The organism is Haladaptatus sp. HS23, from assembly GCF_056892285.1.
On sequence record NZ_JBXGLH010000003.1, the window covers coordinates 319182 to 338105 of the forward strand.

An 18924-nucleotide genomic window follows, 5' to 3' on the forward strand; every position below is an offset into this window, starting at 1 on the left:
TTGTAGTGGGTCGACAAAACCTAGTTGGAGATAACAATGACTACAGACGATACACAAAAGCTGCTCGTAGAGGGCCTTCAAGAACTGTACTACGACGAACAGCAACTCGTCGACGCGCTGGAGACGCTGGCCGAACAGACGGACGACGAGAGCGCGAAGAACGCGTTCTCGGAACACCGCGAGGAGACGCAGGAACACGTCGAGCGTCTCGAAGAGGTGTTCGAGCAGATAGACGAACAACCGCAGGAGCGAGACGACCGCGTCTTGGACGCGCTCATCGAGGAACACGAGGAGTTCGCCTCGGAGAACGACGGCGAGGTACTCGACCGCTACAACATCGCCGCCGGACAGAAGACCGAACACTACGAAATCGCCGCATACGGTAACGTCACCTCGCTGGCACAGAAACTCGGCTACGACGAGGCGTCGGACATGCTGGCGGAAACGCTCCGTGAGGAGCAGTCAGCCCTCGACGAACTCTCTCAGGCCGGCGAGCAGTTCGACCAGCAGGCGGCCGCTGGGGACTAAGTGGGCCCCGCTCTTCGTTTTTTCTCGGGCTTTCGAACGACCCGACTGAACACATCTGACCGGTCCCGCTGACGCACGTCTGGGAGGTATCCACAAATGACACTAATCGAAACCTTGGGAGAGTTGGAGTTGGGAGAACGAGTTCGGGTAACGGTCGATGATGATTCGACTATCGACGGGGAAGCGACCATCGTCGACTACGACCCGGAGGAGCGACTGCGCGTCGAAATAGAGGGCGACGAGGATTCGCGCATCCGACACGACGTTCGCGCCGACCGGGAGAACGGCGACTGGACGACACCGCGCGCACGACGTTACGGTCCCGACCAGGACGATTGGACGGTGCTCGGCGACGTCACTGACGTTCGGGTCGAGGAGCGATGACCGTCGGTTTCGTTCACTCCGGTTTTAAACGACCTTGCGAATTGAGCCCCGTCGTCTAATATCGTCGGTCCTGTTTTCCGGAATACCATGAGTAACGACTGGGACGGATTCGACGGCGCGACGCGCCGGGCGCTCATTGCCGCGGGGATTTTCGGGTTCGGGTTTAGCGGCCTGATAGACGTGCTGGTGCTTCACTTCGTGTTGCAATGGCACCACCTCGTTTCCGGAATCTACCCGCAGACCACGATGGACGGGCTTCGAACGAACATCCTCGCCGACGGGCTGTTTTCCATCACCATGGTCGTCATCATGGGTATCGGCGGCGGCCTGCTCTGGAAAGCGGAGCGGCGTACGGCAAGTCCGTTGCCCATCCGACCGATTGCCGGGTCCGCCGTCATCGGACTCGGCGTGTTCGACCTCTACGACGCGCTCGTCGACCACATCCTGTTGGGTCTTCACCAGCCGCTTTCCCAAGGTGGTCGCTACAACCCTCACTGGATAGTCGTCAGTCTCCTCATCATCGGTGCCGGAATCTACGTCTACCGAACCGGGTCGAACGAGGGACGGGAAACGCCCTCCGAAAATGTCTGAACCGGGACGATGACACCGCAAATCGCCGTCGAAATCGGGGTTTCCGAACACCCGACAGCGATACACCTGCTCCCGCTTCACGCGGTTTCCTCGCCGACGCCGGTCCCGCACTGGGTCGTGTTGATAGCCGCTGTTCTCGGCCTGTGGGTCGTCATCGCCGCTGGTGTGGTCGTAATCGACGGCCTGTTCGACCGACTGTCGTGGGCGGAGTGAAAAAACGGGCGCTGTCGTGGATTTTTCGTGCCATTCGGTCATTTCTCGACCGAAACCGAGACGCCGAGCGGCCGGTAGGCGTTGTTGCCGTACCCCTTCTTGTTCCACGGATACTTTCCGTTCCTAATCCCGCGAAGCCCTTCTTCCGGGACCGAGACGGTCGCCGGTTGCGTGCGTCCTTCCTCGTCGGTAGCCCGCGAGAGGAGCGTATGCTCGCCCGCCGTCGCGTCCCACACGTATCGGAACTTTCGGACGGCGTGGCGGCCGAGGTCCGGGCCGACGAACTCGGTGTCGTTCCACGTCTCGCCCCCATCGACGGACACCTCGACTCGCTCGACAGCGTCGTCACCTGACCACGCGACGCCCGTTATTTCCACCCGGCCGTCGGACGACTGCGCGGTCTCCTGCGTCGGCGACGTGATGAGCGATTTGACCAGTTGGTCGAAGCAGTAGGCGTTTCGAATCTCGTCTGTTTTCTGCATCTGGTCGTACGAGCTGAACGTCTCGACCGACTCGTAGCGCTCCGGTTCGTCGTCCTGTGCCGGGACGATACGGTACGAGGACTGCTGGTACTCCGTGTAGTCGCGTCCATTCCTCGATTCCCACTCTTCGCCGGACACCATGGTCTCCATGACGTGCATCCGGTCCACCCATTTGACGCTGTTGTTCCCGAACCATCCGGGAACGAGGAGTCGAAGGGGATACCCGTGTTCGGGCGTCATCGGGTCCCCGTTCATCTGGTAGGCTAACAGGCAGTCGTCCAGCACTTTCTCCATGGGAATCGACCGGCAGAACACGTCCTCGTCCTCCTTGGCTTCGCCACCCATCACGGACAGCCACAACCCGTCGTCCGTGGCGGCGTCGTAGTCATCGAGGATGGCCCGGACCGGCGTCCCGGTCCACACCGCGCTTCCGACCGCACCGACCGTCCACTGATCGCCCTCCGCGTCGGGGTCGAAGTACGCCCGTCCGTTTCCCGAACACTCCATCATATGGACGACCGATTCGGTCGGGTAGTCGTGCCGTATCTCTTCCACCGAGAGGTCGGCCTCCTCGCCGACCATACCAGTCACCGAAACCGTCCACTCCTCGGTGTCGATGTCTGGCGTGCGGTGGTGGGTCCGGATGTAGTGCTCCTCGCGCGGCGTCAGGTATGATTCGAGGTGTTCCCGCGACGCTGTCTGTGCGTTTTCCGGGTTCTCGGTGAGAACCTCCAATCCCGGATACCGTTTGCCCAGCGACGCCCGCTGACGGTCCGACGGGTCGGTTTCACCACGGTCTTCGGGTGACATCGTTGGGTTCGATTTCCACGAGGGGCCACTCCTTCGCTGTGCCTGCTGATGAAAGCCCGTTTATGATATCCCTCGCACGCCATATTGTCTCAAACGCTCGAATTCGGGAGCGAACGGTATGTGTTCGAGGAGTTCCGCTCATTCGCTGTCCCCGACTCCGTGAACTCGACGGTGACGTAGACGTTCCGGTTCGTCCCACGTTCGATTCGCCGTTCCAACCGAGCGGGAAGGTTGCTATACGCTTTATTGGAACTCCGACTGACGCTCACTGTAACGTTCGCCGGGGTCGACTGAAAGCTCATCCCACCGTACGTCGCTCGGACGCCGGACAGCGTGAGGTTTGAGTATGCGGGTTGGTCCAGCGTCGCCGCCACCTCCCGGTTCGTGGAGCTACTGAATGCGACGTTTGTCGCGGTCAAAACGCCGGTGCCGACCGTCGCGGCCAGGAGAACGAGCAACGTCGCGTAAACCATGACTCGCTTCCCGGACGGAATCGATTCCCGGAATGACCCGTCCGAGTCCGTCCAACTCGGCCGGTACCCCATCGCGAGGAGCGTGACCAACGCGCCGACGTTGATGGCGAGGATGTTGACCAATAGCAACAAGAACGCGCCGATGCTTAACAGCGGGACGACCCACGCGATAGCGAGTCCTGTCGCCGCCGCCGCCGGGATTATCGCCGCCGCTATCATGACGCCGATGAGGGTCGTGGACTGTTCGGTCGTGTACCCGAACGCACCCACGACGCCGGCGATGACGGCACCGATGGTCGAAAGGGCGGTGGGCGCCAGACGAACTCCGATGAGTTCGATGTTTGTGATGGACACGCCGGGCGGGACGAACCCCGCCTGTCGAACACCCCATCCGAACGCCGCGGCGACGAGTATCGCGCTCCCGAGGCCCAACCCCTGTTCCTTGACCGCTTCGATAAACAGTTCCCAGTCTCCCAGCATGACGCCGGTCGGTGCCGCGAGGGCCGAACTCACCTGTGGAGCGATTATCATCGACCCGATAATGAGCGCAGGTTGGTCCAACAGCAACCCGGCGGCGGCCGCGATAACTGAGAGGAACGTCCCGAGGTAGTAGAGTTGATACGGCCACTGCATTTCCCGGATTTTCGCATGGAGTTCGTTCTCCGCGAGTTTCCTAACGGAGGGGCTGTACCGTTCCCTAAGTTCGGCGAAGTTCGCCGTCTCGACCAGTTCCGCCTTCGTCGAGACGGCACTGACGTCGTCTTCGAGCCCTGATTCCCGAAACTCGTCGAGAATCGGTCCGACCATGGCGGTCGGCAGGGGAAAGAAGAAAAATACGCTCCCACCATCGCCATCGACCACCGTGTAGTCGATGTCGTATTCGTCGAGAATCGACACGATGGTTTCCCGTTCATCGTCCGAAGCGCGGACGTGGAACTCTCTCATTGCGTAGTACAGACTGGCTTATGTTTGCTGTATCTTCCGGCCGATGAAGCGGTGGATGTAGGGTCCGCAGAGGTCGGACTCCTACTCGGTGTCGGCCTCCGCGTTCGTTCCCCCCTCGGCACTCTCTTCGTGGGGTAGATCCCGCACCGAACGGGGGTTCGTTCCGACCGACTCGCCCATCGAGACGGTCGGCGTGAGCGGCTTCCCGTGGAGGAGTTCGGGAAGGACGATGCGAATCGTCTCCAGCATCAAGATGAACAGTATCGGGAGCAGGAAGAAGCCGTACCAACCGAAGAGGATGGGGCCGAGGAGGTACGCGAACATCATCATCACCATGTCGAGTTGACGGCCGGTGATGTACGGTTGAAGGAACGTCTGTGGCAGCGTATCGAGGAGAAGGAAGTAGACGACGAGTACGGCTCCGACGAACACGAGGTGGTCGCCGTTTGCGTTCATCGCCTGTATCCCGAGGTAGCCCACCACCGGCAGGTAAACGATTTTTCCCACGACGATGGGAATCAGACTGGCGATGCCGGTGAGAAACGCCAGCACGAACATCATCGGAATGTGCAGTCCCGCGGGTGCGACGAGGTTCGTCCCCCAGTAGGCGATAGCCGCGATGACGGTCATCCCGACGACGAAGAGCAGGTTGCCGAAGAAGACGGATTCGAGGTCCTCGTCCACGGCGACAGCGTAGGCGTACGCCGTCGTGTCCCTCCCTCCGAACAACTGGGTGAGACCCGAGGAGAGCTGATCGTCGTTTTTCAGGAAGAAGTACGCGAGCGCCACTGAGAGCGCGATGAGCATTATCCCGCCGATGACTGCCGATGTGACCTGGAGTCCCGACTGAAGCACCGTCTGGATCGTCTTCTGTGGATTCGAGACCAGCTGCTGTGGGTGCTGCATAGCGGCGAGTACCTGTTGTTGTTGTGCTTTCGGAAGCGCCCCGAGATAGTTCGTGACGAGCGCCGAGTCCGTGGCACCGCCGAACGCTTGTTGAGCCTGGTGAAACAGGTGAAACCCGGCGTACAGCGTGAGAAGGAAGATGGGAAGGAACACCACGAGGAGGGTCAATCCGGCTATCACCCCGTCCGAGTCGGCCATGACGCTCACCCGTCGATAGATAGGGCGGGTCGCGTAGTAACCGAAGACCCCGAGAACCAACATCCCCACGAACGAGTAGGCGACGAACCCCGCGACGAGCGCGAGCAGGATGACGAAAACCCACCAGCCGAGACGACCCCGTGGCGGAAGCGTGTCGAGATTGAAATTGACCATCGTTTCGTCTAAATCGCTCCTCCCTGCAATGGGTTGTGGCCGGGGGCCCGTGCGAAGCGTCGCGTCTCGCACAGGACGGCCGAATTCGACCGGTACGAGCGATTTTGAGCAACCTCGTATAACTTCCGCGCATTAGCAACCCCCGCGCCTAATGATTCCACCCGTGACAATCGGGTGGGAGAAAAACGATGTTCTATCACGACGACGAACTCCAGTACGAAGTAACGGTCGAGGAACCGAACCCGCGGTTCGCCAAGATGCTTCAGCAGGCTATCGGTGGGGCGGAGGGCGAGATGCGAGTCGCGCTCCAGTACATGTTTCAGGCATTCGCGGTGCCCGCCGACAAGAGCGAGTACCGGCAACTGCTGATGGAGACCGCGACCGAGGAACTCGGTCACATCGAGATGCTCTCCACCGCGGTCGCCAAGAACTTGGAAGGGGCGTCCGAGGAACAGCGCGAGGCGGCGCGAGAGGACGCGGTCATCGCCGAGATGATGGATAGCGGCCAGCCACGGCAGGCGCTCTCGGCGGGCCTGCACGCGATGCCCGTCGATGCCAACGGCGTCCCGTTCAGCGGGGGCTACATCGTCGCCAGCGGCAACCTCGCCGCGGACATGTACGCTAATGTCATGGCCGAATCCACGGGGCGGACTCTCGCCGCACGCCTCTGGGAGATGACCGACGACCCCGGCATGAAGGACATGCTGTCGTACCTCATCGCACGTGATACGATGCACCAGAACCAGTGGCACGCGGCTCTCGAAACGATGGAAGATCACGTTCCGGTCCCGAACAGTTTCCCGCAGGAGAAGGAAAATCAGGAGTACAACTACGAGTTCATGTCCACCTCGAAGGAGGAGCGGCCGAATCCCGACCAGCGCTGGACGCAGGGCGAGTCGGCCGACGGCAAGGAAGAATTCTCCTACGGTCGTCAGCCGGGCGGCGGAACGCCCGACCTCGAGGAAGTCATCGACGCGATGCACAACGAAGTGAACTGAAGCCGTCATCGGCGACCGAACTGTTCACTTTTTTTGTCTGTATCGTCCGGCCCACCTGAAGTGCTCGAAGTATCCCGACGATGGCCCTCACTCGGTGGGGAACGAGTTCCACGTGGGCGAGGACCTTCCAAAGCGCATCATCGTCATCCTCGGCGTGCTGACCGCGGCGTTCACCGTCGTCGCAGTTTGAAAGGCATCACGTCGTTCGCGTCGCTGACCTTCATCGTCGTCTTCGGGGGCATGAGCTACCTCGCGTTGACCCAGAGCGACCACGAATCCGTCTCGGCCGTCCCGCCCGCAATCGGTCTGTTCGGGACGGTTCTCTTCCTCCCCATGATGCTCTGGCACCTCTTTTCTGCCCAAGGCGGCGTCTTCTACACTGTCGCGGCGATCGCCATCGTCTCCGTCATCGTCCAATTGGCCTACCTAATTCAGCGAGAGAGTCCCGCCGTTTACGGCGGGTGTGAATCGCGTACGCTTTGTTCCGCAACCGCCGGTCACTGCTTGTCGGGGGTCTCCAAGTCGTCAGCAGCGTGGATTAACATCCCTCGCCACGTCAGACCATGTTCGTTTTTCACTCGCTTGAGGCGCTCGTACTGTTCGTCGTCCGGAACTTCAATATTCACATGGTTCGACATACAATCTACGACAATCGTAGGTTTATGTTAGTTCCGACCGTACACAGAAGTAGCGATGAAGCGCACCAACACTTTCGAAGTCATTCCCCAATCCGACGCGGACGAGGAGTTACTTCGCCGCTTGTTGGACGCTTCAGCCGCTCTTTGGAACGAAATCAACTACGAGCGCCGCGAGAACTACGCCGACCCAGACGGCGACGTGTGGGAAATCAGCGAGTATCGCGGGCGCTATGGCGGAACGCTCGGTGCTTCGACGGTTCAGCAAATCGAACGGAAGAACCGCGAAGCGTGGAACTCGTTCTTTGCACTCAAGAAGAAGGGCGAAGCCAACGGCAAACCCGGATTCTGGGGCAACGCCGAGGATGGTCGCAACCTTCGGACGTACATCCGCAACACGTCATACACGCTCGAATGGGGCGAGTACTCCCGGCTCGAAATTCTCGTCGGGGATGACCTGAAAGACGAGTACGGTCTTGGACCCCGCGAACGCCTCAGACTCGAAGTTCGCGGCGATCCGAACTGGGACGAGTACGACAAACAAGGCAGGTTGGAGCTGTACTACGACGAGACCGCACAGACGTTCAGGGCCTTTCAGCCAGTCACAATCGACAATTCTCGGCTGGCACAACCACTGGCTTCGGAAGAAGCCGCTCTGGATATTGGTGCGAACAACCTCGTTGCGTGTACGACCACGGCCGGCCAACAGTACCTGTACGAAGGACGCGACCTGTTCGACCGCTTCCGCGAGACGACGCGCCGAATTGCCGAACTTCAGTCGAAACTTCGGGAGGGGCGATACAGCAGCAAGCAGATACGCTCACTGTACCGCCGACGAACCCGCCGACGCGACCACGCCCAAGACGCACTGGTACGCGACCTCATCGAACGGCTGCACGCCGAAGGCGTTTCGACGGTGTACGTCGGAGACTTAACCGACGTGTTAGAAACGTCGTGGTCGGTGCGAGCGAACGCGAAGACGCACAACTTCTGGGCGTTCCGCGCATTCGTCAATCGGCTCGCGTGTACCGCCGAGGAGTTCGGCATCACGGTCGAAGTGTGGTCGGAAGCGTGGACCTCTCAAGAGTGTCCGAACTGCGGTTCGACCGACCGAACCACGCGGCACCAAGATTCACTCACATGTCCCTGTGGTTTCGACGGCCACGCGGATCTCGTAGCGAGCGAGACGTTCCTGAGACGGCACAGCGACGTAGTACGGCCGATGGCACGGCCCGTGCGCCTCAAGTGGAACGACCATTCATGGTCAACGTCACCACGCATTTGTTCCAACGAGGAGCGCACAAACCCGAAAGTTGCCTCTGTGGGCCGGTAAGCGAGACCCCCAGCGAGAGGAAACCCCGGCGTTCACGCCGGGGAGGATGTCATTTCGAGACGGACCTGTTCAGAACCGCTCCAGATGGGCAGTCGTCCGTCGGCAAGGACTAACGGGAAAATAGCGTTTCACCGAATTACCGTCCGTCTCCGCCGAAGGCGCTACGTCTCAGTTTTCGTCGTCCGAATTCGGTTCGATATCGTCGTCGTTCGACGAGGGTCCGGCCGCTTCTGACGGTTCGGCCGCCGAAGGGGATTCGTTGGTCTCGTCGGTAATCGAGCCCGTTGACGCGCTCGCGTCCGAGGTGGCCGCCGCTGACTCCTCGCTGCGCTTTTCTTCCAGAGTGATTCCGTGGACGTCCTCCACGTGTTCGTACAGCTGTTCTTCTCGGTCGAACTCCTTGTCACAGTGGTCGCAAGAGTACGCCTCTTCGTTGGACTCGGTTGCCATGTCTTCGACTTCTCGCGCGAGAACCGAAAGGATTGTACTGGCACATGCAACCCTACCCTATCCCCACCGCTATCACCTCTTCGAGCCGAACCCTCTCATCGCTCCGGTCAGTCGAAAATCCGTTCCCGAACCGGCGGTGGAGATTTAATACAACCGAGTCTGTCTTTCTATGTCATGGGATATATTGTCAAGATGCCCAAGTTGGGACTGGAAATGGACTCCGGGACGCTCAACGTCTGGACCGTTTCCGAAGGCGATACGGTTGAGGAGGGTGCCGTCGTCGCCGAAATCGAGTCGGAGAAGACGACGGCCGAAATCGACGCCCGCGAGGACGGCGTGCTTCGACGGGTCTTCGTCGAGGAGGGCGACGTGACCGACCCGGGGGCACCGCTCGGCATCGTCGCCGCGCCGGACGCGGATATCGACGACTTGGTCGCGGAAGTCGAGGGTGAACCTGCGGAAACTGCATCCGAAACGTCCGCCGAAGACGGGGGTTCGAGTGCCGCACAGGGGAGCGACACGCGGGCCGCCACCGACGGTTCGACCGCATCAGCGAGCGAGGTCAAGGCGACGCCGCGAGCGAAACGACGTGCCGAGGAATTAGACGTGGACCTCACGGTTATCGACGGTACCGGACCGCAGGGTGCCATCGCGGAAACCGATGTCGAGGCGGCCGCCGAGGACGACTCGGCCGAACCGACTAACGATGTGAAGGCGACACCGCGAGCAAAACGGCGGGCGGAGGAGTTGGATGTGCCGCTTCACACTGCCGAGGGGACCGGACCGCAGGGAGCCGTGACCGAAGGCGACGTGGAGGCCGCGGCGGAGTCGATGGAAGAAGAGGCGGCCGAAGTGGAGGCGACTTCGACCGAATCGGCGGGCGGAGAAGCGACCACAGTTGCGGCTACCGACGAACCCGACGTCCCCACGGAACGGGTGTTCGCCACGCCGAGCGCTCGCCGACTCGCACGCGAGTTGGGCGTCGATGTCGAAACCGTGGGAACGGAAGTCGACGGCCGTCTCACGGAAACCGACGTTCGGATGGCGGCCGAGGGAACGACGAGCGAGGAAGTCGAGACGGTGCCCGGAACGCGGGACGAAGAACAGCCGCTGACGGGGATGCGCAGTACCATCGCGGAGCGTCTGGGACAGAGCGACCGCGAAGCGGTCCACGTCACCGAACATCGGTCGGCCGATGCCGAGGAACTCCTCGCCGCCGCGTCCGCCGCGGACGAGGCGCTTTCCCCCGACGTGTCTGTCACGGACATCCTGTTGACGGCGCTATCGGCGACGCTCGACGCCCATCCGGAGTTCAACGCCACCTTCGAGGACGGCGTTCACCGGTTACGCGAAGCACACAACATCTGTGTCGCCGTCGATATCGACGCCGGACTCATCGCGCCCGTGATTCCCGACGTGGACTCGCTCTCTCTTTCCGACCTCGCGGCGAAGCGTAGGGACGTGACCGACCAGGCGCTCTCGGGCGAGTACACGATGGACGACCTCACGGGCGGGACGATAACCGTCTCGAACCTCGGCGTCCTCGGCGTGGAGCGCTTCGACCCGGTCATCAACCCGCCACAGATAGCCATTCTCGGCGTCAACACCATCAAACGCGAAGTGGTCCCAACCGAAGACGACGAGGTCGCCGTCCGCAAGCGCATTTCCTTCTCGCTCTCGTTCGACCACCGTATCGTGGATGGGGCGGACGCCGCCCGATTCCTCGGAACGCTCGTCGAACACGTCGAGAACCCGTGGCCGCTCGTGATCGCGGCGGGCGAAAAGTAGCGCAGGAGTCGGGTTCCCTTCCGGGAATCGAGTTATTCTATGCGGAAGAGTCCTTCATTCGCGGCCCGTCCTATCACCGCGTCGATGTCTACGAGTCGTGGTCCGTCGGCAACGGGGTGCAATTGGACGGACGCATCGCGGACTTCGAGTTCGCGTTCACCGTCGGCGCTGATGACGCCTGTGGTGACGTCGAACGCGAACGCTTCACCGTCGTCGAGTGTGCGATACTCCTCGACGGAAATACGCGATAGGACGCCCGGAACGGTGACCGCGTGTACCTCCTGTTGCGCTTCGTTCGTCCCTACTCGAAAGCCGATGCCACCGGGGTCGTCCGGACGGTGAACGGCGAGACCACCGGCGATGCCGGAGAGACCGATTTCTTTCGGTGACGCCCGCGAGACGACGCCGCCGATGACGTCTTCCGGGTCGAGAATGGCTCGGGTCCCGATGAACTGCTGGTCCAAAATCCCGAGAGTTGCGAGCCCTCGAATGCGGCGTTCCCCACTCCCGTCGTTGACGACTGCTTCGACGGTTCCGTGCCGAATCGTCGTCTCGTCGGCGGGCACTGCACCGCTTGCGATGAGTCCCGTGGCGATACCGGCGACGGTTCCATCGACCGCCGTGGGAACCACATTGTTCGTCCCGGTCGAAATGCTCACGACGGGGACGTCCCCGATTCCGTGGGCGACGTCGCGATTGGTGCCGTCGCCACCGAGGACGACCACGGCATCCGCTTCGTCCGAGAATTGTTCCGCGGCGTTTCGTGCATCTTCACCGGACGCTGTGACCGTCATATCCAGCAGGTCGACTACGAGGTCGTCTGGTGCACCATCCACGATTCGGTCAGCGAGACCGGCGCTGTCCGGCATGACCAGCACTTCGGCATCGTCTGCCATCGTCAGTCCTTCGAGGACGCAGGTTGCTGTTCGCCGTTTCGCATAGTTGCTACTAACGCTCGCGCCGCCCGTCAGTCGCCGGATGTCGCGGCCGGCGACTGGGTTGACGATGAGTCCGACTGTTGGGGACACTTATACGACGCGGTCGATGGCCGCTTTCACGTCGTCGGCGTCCGGCAGGACTTCCTCTTCCAACGCCGGACTGAACGGGATGTGCACGTCCGCGACACCGACGCGCTGAATCGGCGCGTCGAGGCTGAAGAACGCGTTCTCCATGGTGCGCGTCGCAATCTCCGCATGGGTACCGTACGAGAGCGGACTCTCGTCGGCGATGACGAGACGACCCGTCTTCTCGACACTCTCGACGAGCGTGTCGGTATCGAGCGGATAGAGCGACCGGAGGTCGATGACTTCGACGCTTGTCTCGCCCGCGAGTTCGTCCGCGAGTTCGACCGATTCGCCGACCAAGCGTTGGGTCGCGACGACGGTCACGTCGTCACCTTCGCGTTCGACGCTCGCCGTCCCGAGCGGGATGGTGAAGTCCTCGTCGAGCGGGACTTCGCCCGTCTGTTCGTACATCGCCTTGTTCTCGAAGACGAACACCGGGTCGTCCGAACGGATGGCCGACTTCAACAGGCCCTTCGCGGCCCGCGGCGTTCCCGGAGCGACGGCGATGATGCCTGGGAAGTGTGCGAACCACGTGTGTAGCGTGCCCGAATGCTGGCTTGCGGCACCCATCCCGCCGCCTTCGGTCGTTCGAACGGTCACTGGCATCTCAGTCTTTCCGCCGAACATGTAGCGATTCTTCGCCATTTGGTTGATTATCTGCTCGGAACAGACGCCGAGGAAGTCCGCGAACATGATTTCGACGACGGGCCGCGTTCCTGTCGCCGCGGCACCGACCGCCGCGCCCATAAACCCAGCTTCGCTGATCGGTGTATCACGAATTCGGTCCTCGCCGAAATCGTCGACGAGGCCGCTCGTCACTTCGAATACGCCGCCGAACTCGCCGACGTCCTCGCCAATGACGAAGACGTCGTCGTCGCGGTTCAGTTCCTCTCGCATCGCGAGTCGAATCGCCTCGCGAACTGTCATCTCTTCGGTGTCCGACGGTCCCGAAGAGGGCATGCTCTCGGTACTCATCGGTCCTCACCTCCGTCGGTCCGCATCTGCTGTGCGAAATCGTTTATCTCGGGTACGTTGGCGTTGAACATGTCGTCGTAGGCCTCGCTTGGGTCGGGGTAGTCGGCTTCCTTGGCTTTCTCTGCTGCCGCTTCCACCTGCTCGCTGATTTCCGATTCCATCTCTTCGAACTCTGATTCGGTGATGGTGCCGGCGTCGATCAGCCGTTCCCTGAATTTCTCTATCGCGTCGTTTTCCTTCCAAATCGCGATGTCGTCGTCGGTTCGGTACGGCTGTTGGTCGCCCTCGAAGTGACCGCGATAGCGGTAGGTATCCGCTTCGATGAACGTCGGTCCATCGCGTGCGAGCGCACGCTTCCGGGCTTCTTTCACCGCTTCGTAGACGGCGGTGACGTCCATTCCATCCACCGTGAATCCGGGGATGTTGTACGCCTCCGCCGTCTCGCTCAGGTTCTGGAGGTTGTGCTGTTTTTCGACCGGTGTCCCCTCACCGAACTGGTTGTTCTCGACCAGGAATATCGCCGGGAGGTTCCACGTCGCGGCGAGGTTGATGGCTTCGTGAATCTGTCCCTGTGCGACGGCACCGTCGCCGAAGAACGCCAACGCGACGGTGTCCTCCCCTTTGACCTGCGACGTGAGGGCGGCACCGGTGGCGAGCGGCGGCCCGGCACCCACGATACCGTTCGCACCTAGCATGCCTGCATCCACGTCTGCGATGTGCATCGAGCCACCCTTGCCGTTGCAGTAGCCATCCGCCTTGCCGTACAACTCGGACATCATCCCCTCCAATCCGAGTCCCTTCGCGATGCAGTGGCCGTGTCCTCGGTGGGTACTCGTGATGTAGTCTTCTTCCTCCAATGCCGAACACGCACCGACACCGACTGCCTCCTCACCGATATAGAGGTGTACGAATCCCGGGAGTTCTCCGTCGCCGAATAACTCACCCGCTTTCGTGTCGAACGCCCGAATCGTCAGCATCCGACGTAACGCTTCTTTTTGCCCCTCTTCTGTTTCGATGTCAATTGCTACCATTGTACATGCTATAGTTGCTACATCGGGCATTAACTATTATGATTGATTATGGACGTATCATTCTGAAAATTTGAACTATCACTGAAAACTTATCCGCTTCTGGAAGGGTTCGTCGGCAGAAACAACCGCCCCGATTTCTACCTTCTTCTGCCGTTCTCAGAAGGCGTCACCGTGGACGCTGACGTCCGCGTGGAGTTCCTCCCGAACTGCGTCGTGGACGTGATACAGGTCGTTCGCTCGACGTACGACGGCCCGTAGCGTCTCGGTCGGACTCGGATCGGTTTCTGTGTGCGCGTCGATTGTGAGTTCGCAACGGTCGATTTCGGAGACGTTTCTGTACCCTCCATTGATATCGTCGTGCTTCGAGCATCGTCCGTTTCACGGTCAGCGCCCACGGAGGGGTTACCGCTGCCAATTACGGGCGACCACTTTTCCGACGAGGAATCCCGTTCAGAGATACGAACCGTCGTACGATTCGGCCGACTTCGGTGTGTGGACGTTTCCACACTCGGCGCATTCGATGTGGTCTTGGGCGTCACGCGTCGTATCGAGTGATCCACAGTTGCCACAGAAGTAGCCGAATTGCTCGGTGAACTCCTCGTCTGTGTAGGTAACGAAAAACGGGTTTTCGGTTCCCGATTTCGCTTCCTCCACGTTCAGGTATACAGTCTCTCCGTCGTCGGTCGTGGCAGTCAGCACTCCGTCCTGCGTTTCTGTGTTCTCCAATGCCACTTCCGTCGGTTCGAGTTCCTCCTCGGACCCGTCGTCAACTGCCTCTCGTTCTGATGCATCGAGGGTGTACCGATCCTCGACGAACGATTCGCCGCCGTATTCGACCTGCTGATCATCCGTCTTCCCGACGTCGAAATCGGCGAGGAACCCTGCACCTTCCCTGTTCGCTTCAAGGATTTTCACGTGGATTCGCTCCGCGCCGTCCTCGCGTAACTTCTCTACCGTCGTTTCGAGTAACTCCTTTCCGACCCCTTTCCCACGGTGTTCGGGGTCTTCGAATATCCATCGTATTTCACCCGTGTCACCGTCGAGATGTCCTTCGATGAATCCGACGAGCGTCTCGAACTCCTCGTCTTCGAGCGCGAACGCGTAGCCCTCCGAGCGCGTTATCACGTCGGCAAGTCGTTCGTCGGAGAACTCCTCGTCGACGATGTTCTCGATCTGCTGTGGACTTAGGGAGTACGAGGTGGTCATCGCGCTACGTGCCAACTCGTGAATCCGCTCCGCATCATTCGAGGTCGTTTCGTGGAGTTTCATACTCTATCTTTTTTCCTTGAATCGGATAAACTCATGCCAGAACGGTTACGGTGCTGTGGATATTCCTGACTCTTCTCACTGATACTGCTCTTCGGATAGGACCGTTTCGAATCCGACCTTTAAACTAAATCTTTATTTTATTAAATTATAAAAAACTACGAAAAAAGGTTTGAAACCCCAGCGGATAGACCGACTCAGTACGGTGACTGGCACTCTGTAACAAACACTCTCCAAAGCGAGCAGCGAGATGCGAACGACTACCGCCTACAACCACGATGTCACGGTTACAATCAGATATCAAAAGAAGAGTCGAACGGTGTGATACCCGCTATAGCATTCAGAGTTTGCGCGTGAGAATTCTCACCACGAGCAACGATAGGATGAACGCTGACTCCTTCCAGCGAACGACCGATGTGGTGTCCTGATGACTGGATCGAAACGAATGCCTCAACAGGAAGTCGGATATAGTGATCGTCGGTGTCGCAACTGCGGTTCATTTGTCACGCCGGACTTCGGTCGCGTCTGTGGGAACAACGACGATGAAGTGTTTGGTTGCTTTAGTTGTTTGTCGGCAACAGCAGTGAAAAACGGGGCGGCACGTGTTGAAAAATCTCCTTCTCACTCTTCGACGACAAGCGAGCAAGTGACGAGATAATCGGTTCGGTCGTCGTCGCTTGCGCTGCTTTCGAGCGTAACCGGTTGATTAGTTCCTCGCACCAATCCGACGGCTACGAACGAAGAGACGGGGTGATCAAATCGGTCCACAGCACCATATCGACTCCCGGTAATAGCGATAGTGATGCGTCCCTCTTCGGGATCCACATCGGGTGTTGCACTTTCAACGAGTTCAAATCCTTCGACGAGTGCATCCGCAAGTTGGTCTGCAAGGTCAGGTAGTTCGGTCGCGGTATCACCCACCATCGACTCAAACTCTGAGAATAGTCCCGACCCGGTAGGGGGGACGGTCACTCCTCGTTGACGCTCATCGTCCGTCACGACAAATAATGTGTTCGCGTTGTCTTTCGCGGGAAGGTCGTAGTTGCGGTGTTGGGGAACGAACAGCCGTACGCCTGCGTCCCCGCTCGCTGTATTTGTCGTCGGAAGATACACCGTCGTGTCGGTCAAGCCTAGTGTCTCTACAAGCTCTCCACCAGTTGCAGCGTGGGCGGCGTAGGTCTGCTCGCCGACTGACGCTGAGACGAACTGTTCCGGGGTGAGGAAATATGTGAGTACACCAGCGAACAATCCGGTGCCGGCCAACGCGAGGAGCACGGTTTGTGCGGTGGGAAATAGCAGAGCACCCATCCCGGCGAGGATGCCGAGTCCAACCATTCCAAGCGCGGTTTGTCGGTAACTCGTCCGTCGGGCACGGCGATATTCGTCGCGCAACCGTTTGTTTTCTTCCGTAAGGAGTTCAATTCTGGCAGTGAGGTCGGCGACCGATTCAGCATCCGATTCCGTTTGGTTACCCTGTTCTGGGGTAGGTGAAACAGATTGTTTACTCATGAGTACTCTCCTCTACGAGTCCGAGTGCGACGCGTTCGTATCGGTGCAGTCCATACGAGGCGATGGCAAAGACGAAGATTACAACGGCGATTGCAATCCAAAGCCGATTACTCCACTGAAGGCTTCTCAGTGTACCCACACCGAATAGAACAGCCATAGCGCTTGTGACGGTGACACGCCAGCGCGGTCGATCAATCGTCAATAATGGTCCGACGAGTACAGCAAGGAGGCCGATCTCCAGTAGGATAAGGTATTCAGCGGCGATGCTATCGGCGAGGATAGCAACGATGAGTTGCCCAAACGCGACGGTGTACAACGTCGATACAGTGTACCACACCAGTAGGAATACTACTCCGGCGAGAACTCCCGGTAGTCCAGTGGCGACGGTGCAAAGGATTCCAATGAGGAGCGCTCCGATGCCACCGAGCCAAGTTGAGGTCTCCTCTTGCATCGTTATTGCCCCCGAACGGCAATTTCTCTCGTTCGTTGGGCTTCGGTGAGAATCGCTTCGATTCGATCGCTTGGACCGACTTCGAACGCGGTCACACCATCGATTTGAGTAAGATCACGGCGGAACTGCTCGAAATCGACGTAATCTTCATATGCTGTTTCGACATCTCCGATTCCGCCCTGTTCGAACAACACCGTAGGCGCGAGGAAAACGAGAACCTGTTTGGAGTGGTGACGTGCCGCTCTGACTGCCTCTCGAACTTCCATTCGATGTGTATCGTCCGTGAGGATCACGGTCACGAGAGGTCCCTGGATTCTTCGGAGATATGTCCGAGTCGCCTTGTATAGCGGGTCATCTTCGATTTGTTGTACATACCGTTCAGAGTTTGTAACATAGGGGAGAAGGGCTCGCCCGAACGACGAACTGTCATCGCGGAGGCGACTCGCCATTTCTCGTGCTTGGCGGGGTGTTTGAGTTCTCTCTGTTCTCCGCCTTGTTGTCGCGCGTGCCAGGGATACATTGTCTCCGTATGTTCTTCCGTCCTCCGCAGGGTGCGGAACAAGGTCGTGTAGGTCTGTTTCTAAGCCAATGTAGTGGCGGGTGCTTGCAGCCGGCTGCCGGACGGTAGTCACGCCTCCATCTTCAACGGTGTAGAGCGAAATTGGCTCTCCATTCATCTGTGCGTTATCGACATAGGCGAGCGCGACCTGTCGAAGATAATCGAGTTTCGTTTCTCCTGTTTTCCCCGTTGCCATCTCCGACTGATTGTCGACGACGAGCGCGGTCGAAAGGTCTGTTTCGGCATCGAATTCACGGACATGGGGTCGTCTCATTCGCGCAGTGGCCTTCCAGTCGATTTGTCGAACCGTATCTCCTGGCACATACTGTCTGATCTCCCCTGGGTCGAGGCCGGCGCCACTTTCGCCAGTTTCGTGCTCACCAAAGACGGTGGACATCCCTTTGCCAGCCATGCCAACATGAAGTGAGCGTGGGCGTCGCGGTCTGACGGTTATACTTGTGGTATTCCCTGCCGAAACCGTCGAGCGAAACATCCCAGTTTGGTCTGTAAGCGTCACGATTGGTGGCGGACACTCGAATTTTCCGGCGACCGGCCAGCGAAGTGACAACGTCGTCGTCGCTTCCGTATCCCCAGTGGCAAGACGAAGCTGTTGGTGTTCCGGGTCGCGGATGGTTGCAGTCACTGGCGGCTGTGCCTCAACGGTCATTGAAAGCCCGGAAGGCTCCGGAAGCGTTGCACGCACTGCGATCGATAATTCTTCGTCAGTACTCACGCGATCGCGTGATGCTGATTGGGTTACGGTGAGGTTGTCTGTCGTTGCCAGCACGTCACGCACAAAGCGATACTGCTGAACGATCAGTGACGCGCCGATTCCGGCTGCTCCCACGAGAAGTAAGGGTTGATCGAGAAGCCATGCACTGATCGCGAGTAGACAGACAAGTACCACCCCAGCTTCGTATCGCCGCGTCACCTCCATACTATCGACAGCAATCCCCACCTAATTTAATGTACTGTATTACCTGTCGATCAGAATCCGTCGTCACTGTTCTGTGAATCGGATTTATTACTACGGGACGGTGAATATATTTGAGATCAACTGACCGTCTGCTCATCGACGACTGGTCTACGGTAGTGAAATATAATTTCGGTACACTCTTGTGACGTGGCTGTCTTCGAATGTGACGCATGACGCGCGTCGTA

General features: G+C 59.4%; 20 protein-coding genes. 8 read left to right on the plus strand and 12 right to left on the minus strand.

The features are described 5' to 3' along the window. Positions 1-36 precede the first annotated feature (36 nt). The 4 genes from AC1XDK_RS12005 to AC1XDK_RS12020 all read left to right on the plus strand — a co-directional run bounded on the left by AC1XDK_RS12005 (position 37) and on the right by AC1XDK_RS12020 (position 1716). Positions 37-528: a YciE/YciF ferroxidase family protein gene (locus AC1XDK_RS12005; protein WP_483350134.1), complete on the plus strand. Its 492-nt coding sequence runs from the start codon at positions 37-39 to the stop codon at positions 526-528. Between the two features lie 96 nt (positions 529-624). Next, positions 625-912, plus strand: a complete 288-nt coding sequence (locus AC1XDK_RS12010; protein ID WP_483350135.1) for a hypothetical protein — start codon at positions 625-627, stop codon at positions 910-912. An 87-nt stretch (positions 913-999) separates the two neighbouring features. After that, positions 1000-1503: a DUF2243 domain-containing protein gene (locus tag AC1XDK_RS12015; RefSeq protein WP_483350136.1), complete on the plus strand. Its 504-nt coding sequence runs from the start codon at positions 1000-1002 to the stop codon at positions 1501-1503. Between the two features lie 9 nt (positions 1504-1512). Continuing rightward, complete coding sequence (locus AC1XDK_RS12020; RefSeq protein WP_483350137.1) at positions 1513-1716, plus strand: hypothetical protein; 204 nt, start codon at positions 1513-1515, stop codon at positions 1714-1716. Between the two features lie 38 nt (positions 1717-1754). Here the strand turns inward: AC1XDK_RS12020 and AC1XDK_RS12025 are convergent, their stop codons facing one another. The 3 genes from AC1XDK_RS12025 to AC1XDK_RS12035 all read right to left on the minus strand — a co-directional run bounded on the left by AC1XDK_RS12025 (position 1755) and on the right by AC1XDK_RS12035 (position 5704). Further along, the gene (locus AC1XDK_RS12025) at positions 1755-3008 is read right to left on the minus strand and encodes a sulfite oxidase (protein ID WP_483350138.1); all 1254 of its coding nucleotides are present in this window, start codon (positions 3006-3008) and stop codon (positions 1755-1757) included. An 89-nt stretch (positions 3009-3097) separates the two neighbouring features. After that, entirely contained in the window at positions 3098-4426 is a 1329-nt protein-coding gene (locus tag AC1XDK_RS12030) for a DUF389 domain-containing protein (RefSeq protein WP_483350139.1), read from the minus strand. An 81-nt stretch (positions 4427-4507) separates the two neighbouring features. Next, positions 4508-5704: an AI-2E family transporter gene (locus tag AC1XDK_RS12035; RefSeq protein WP_483350140.1), complete on the minus strand. Its 1197-nt coding sequence runs from the start codon at positions 5702-5704 to the stop codon at positions 4508-4510. 188 nt (positions 5705-5892) lie between these two features. On the opposite strand from AC1XDK_RS12035, the gene AC1XDK_RS12040 reads away from it, so the two are divergent. Next, on the plus strand, positions 5893-6702 hold the full coding sequence (locus AC1XDK_RS12040; protein WP_483350141.1) for a manganese catalase family protein: 810 nt from the start codon (positions 5893-5895) through the stop codon (positions 6700-6702). A 497-nt stretch (positions 6703-7199) separates the two neighbouring features. On the opposite strand, the gene AC1XDK_RS12045 is transcribed toward AC1XDK_RS12040, so the two are convergent. Continuing rightward, complete coding sequence (locus tag AC1XDK_RS12045) at positions 7200-7340, minus strand: hypothetical protein (protein ID WP_483350142.1); 141 nt, start codon at positions 7338-7340, stop codon at positions 7200-7202. A gap of 55 nt (positions 7341-7395) precedes the next feature. On the opposite strand from AC1XDK_RS12045, the gene AC1XDK_RS12050 reads away from it, so the two are divergent. Beyond that, entirely contained in the window at positions 7396-8670 is a 1275-nt protein-coding gene (locus AC1XDK_RS12050) for an RNA-guided endonuclease InsQ/TnpB family protein (RefSeq protein WP_483350143.1), read from the plus strand. A gap of 168 nt (positions 8671-8838) precedes the next feature. Here the strand turns inward: AC1XDK_RS12050 and AC1XDK_RS12055 are convergent, their stop codons facing one another. Next, positions 8839-9120: a C2H2-type zinc finger protein gene (locus AC1XDK_RS12055; RefSeq protein WP_483350144.1), complete on the minus strand. Its 282-nt coding sequence runs from the start codon at positions 9118-9120 to the stop codon at positions 8839-8841. Between the two features lie 174 nt (positions 9121-9294). Between AC1XDK_RS12055 and AC1XDK_RS12060 the strand changes: the two genes are divergently transcribed. Then, positions 9295-10908, plus strand: a complete 1614-nt coding sequence (locus AC1XDK_RS12060) for a 2-oxo acid dehydrogenase subunit E2 (protein ID WP_483350145.1) — start codon at positions 9295-9297, stop codon at positions 10906-10908. A gap of 32 nt (positions 10909-10940) precedes the next feature. Here the strand turns inward: AC1XDK_RS12060 and AC1XDK_RS12065 are convergent, their stop codons facing one another. The 4 genes from AC1XDK_RS12065 to AC1XDK_RS12080 form a co-directional block, all read right to left on the minus strand. After that, on the minus strand, positions 10941-11936 hold the full coding sequence (locus AC1XDK_RS12065; RefSeq protein ID WP_483350146.1) for an NAD(+)/NADH kinase: 996 nt from the start codon (positions 11934-11936) through the stop codon (positions 10941-10943). After that, on the minus strand, positions 11937-12947 hold the full coding sequence (locus AC1XDK_RS12070) for an alpha-ketoacid dehydrogenase subunit beta (protein WP_483350147.1): 1011 nt from the start codon (positions 12945-12947) through the stop codon (positions 11937-11939). After that, positions 12944-13978: a thiamine pyrophosphate-dependent dehydrogenase E1 component subunit alpha gene (locus tag AC1XDK_RS12075; protein ID WP_483350148.1), complete on the minus strand. Its 1035-nt coding sequence runs from the start codon at positions 13976-13978 to the stop codon at positions 12944-12946. The genes AC1XDK_RS12070 and AC1XDK_RS12075 overlap by 4 nt, the downstream gene beginning before the upstream one ends. A gap of 450 nt (positions 13979-14428) precedes the next feature. Next, on the minus strand, positions 14429-15247 hold the full coding sequence (locus tag AC1XDK_RS12080; protein ID WP_483350149.1) for a GNAT family N-acetyltransferase: 819 nt from the start codon (positions 15245-15247) through the stop codon (positions 14429-14431). 442 nt (positions 15248-15689) lie between these two features. Between AC1XDK_RS12080 and AC1XDK_RS12085 the strand changes: the two genes are divergently transcribed. Continuing rightward, a complete protein-coding gene (locus AC1XDK_RS12085; protein ID WP_483350150.1) occupies positions 15690-15902 on the plus strand; it encodes a DUF7563 family protein in 213 nt (70 codons plus the stop codon). On the opposite strand, the gene AC1XDK_RS12090 is transcribed toward AC1XDK_RS12085, so the two are convergent. Genes AC1XDK_RS12090 through AC1XDK_RS12100 form a run of 3 tightly spaced genes read right to left on the minus strand, consistent with a single transcriptional unit; the run spans position 15866 to position 18700 of the window. Continuing rightward, positions 15866-16753: a DUF7982 domain-containing protein gene (locus tag AC1XDK_RS12090; RefSeq protein WP_483350151.1), complete on the minus strand. Its 888-nt coding sequence runs from the start codon at positions 16751-16753 to the stop codon at positions 15866-15868. The genes AC1XDK_RS12085 and AC1XDK_RS12090 overlap by 37 nt on opposite strands. Next, positions 16746-17204, minus strand: coding sequence for a DUF8163 family membrane protein (locus tag AC1XDK_RS12095; protein WP_483350152.1), 459 nt, complete (start codon positions 17202-17204; stop codon positions 16746-16748). The genes AC1XDK_RS12090 and AC1XDK_RS12095 overlap by 8 nt, the downstream gene beginning before the upstream one ends. 2 nt (positions 17205-17206) lie before the next feature. Further along, entirely contained in the window at positions 17207-18700 is a 1494-nt protein-coding gene (locus AC1XDK_RS12100; protein WP_483350153.1) for a DUF58 domain-containing protein, read from the minus strand. Between the last annotated feature and the right edge of the window lie 224 nt (positions 18701-18924).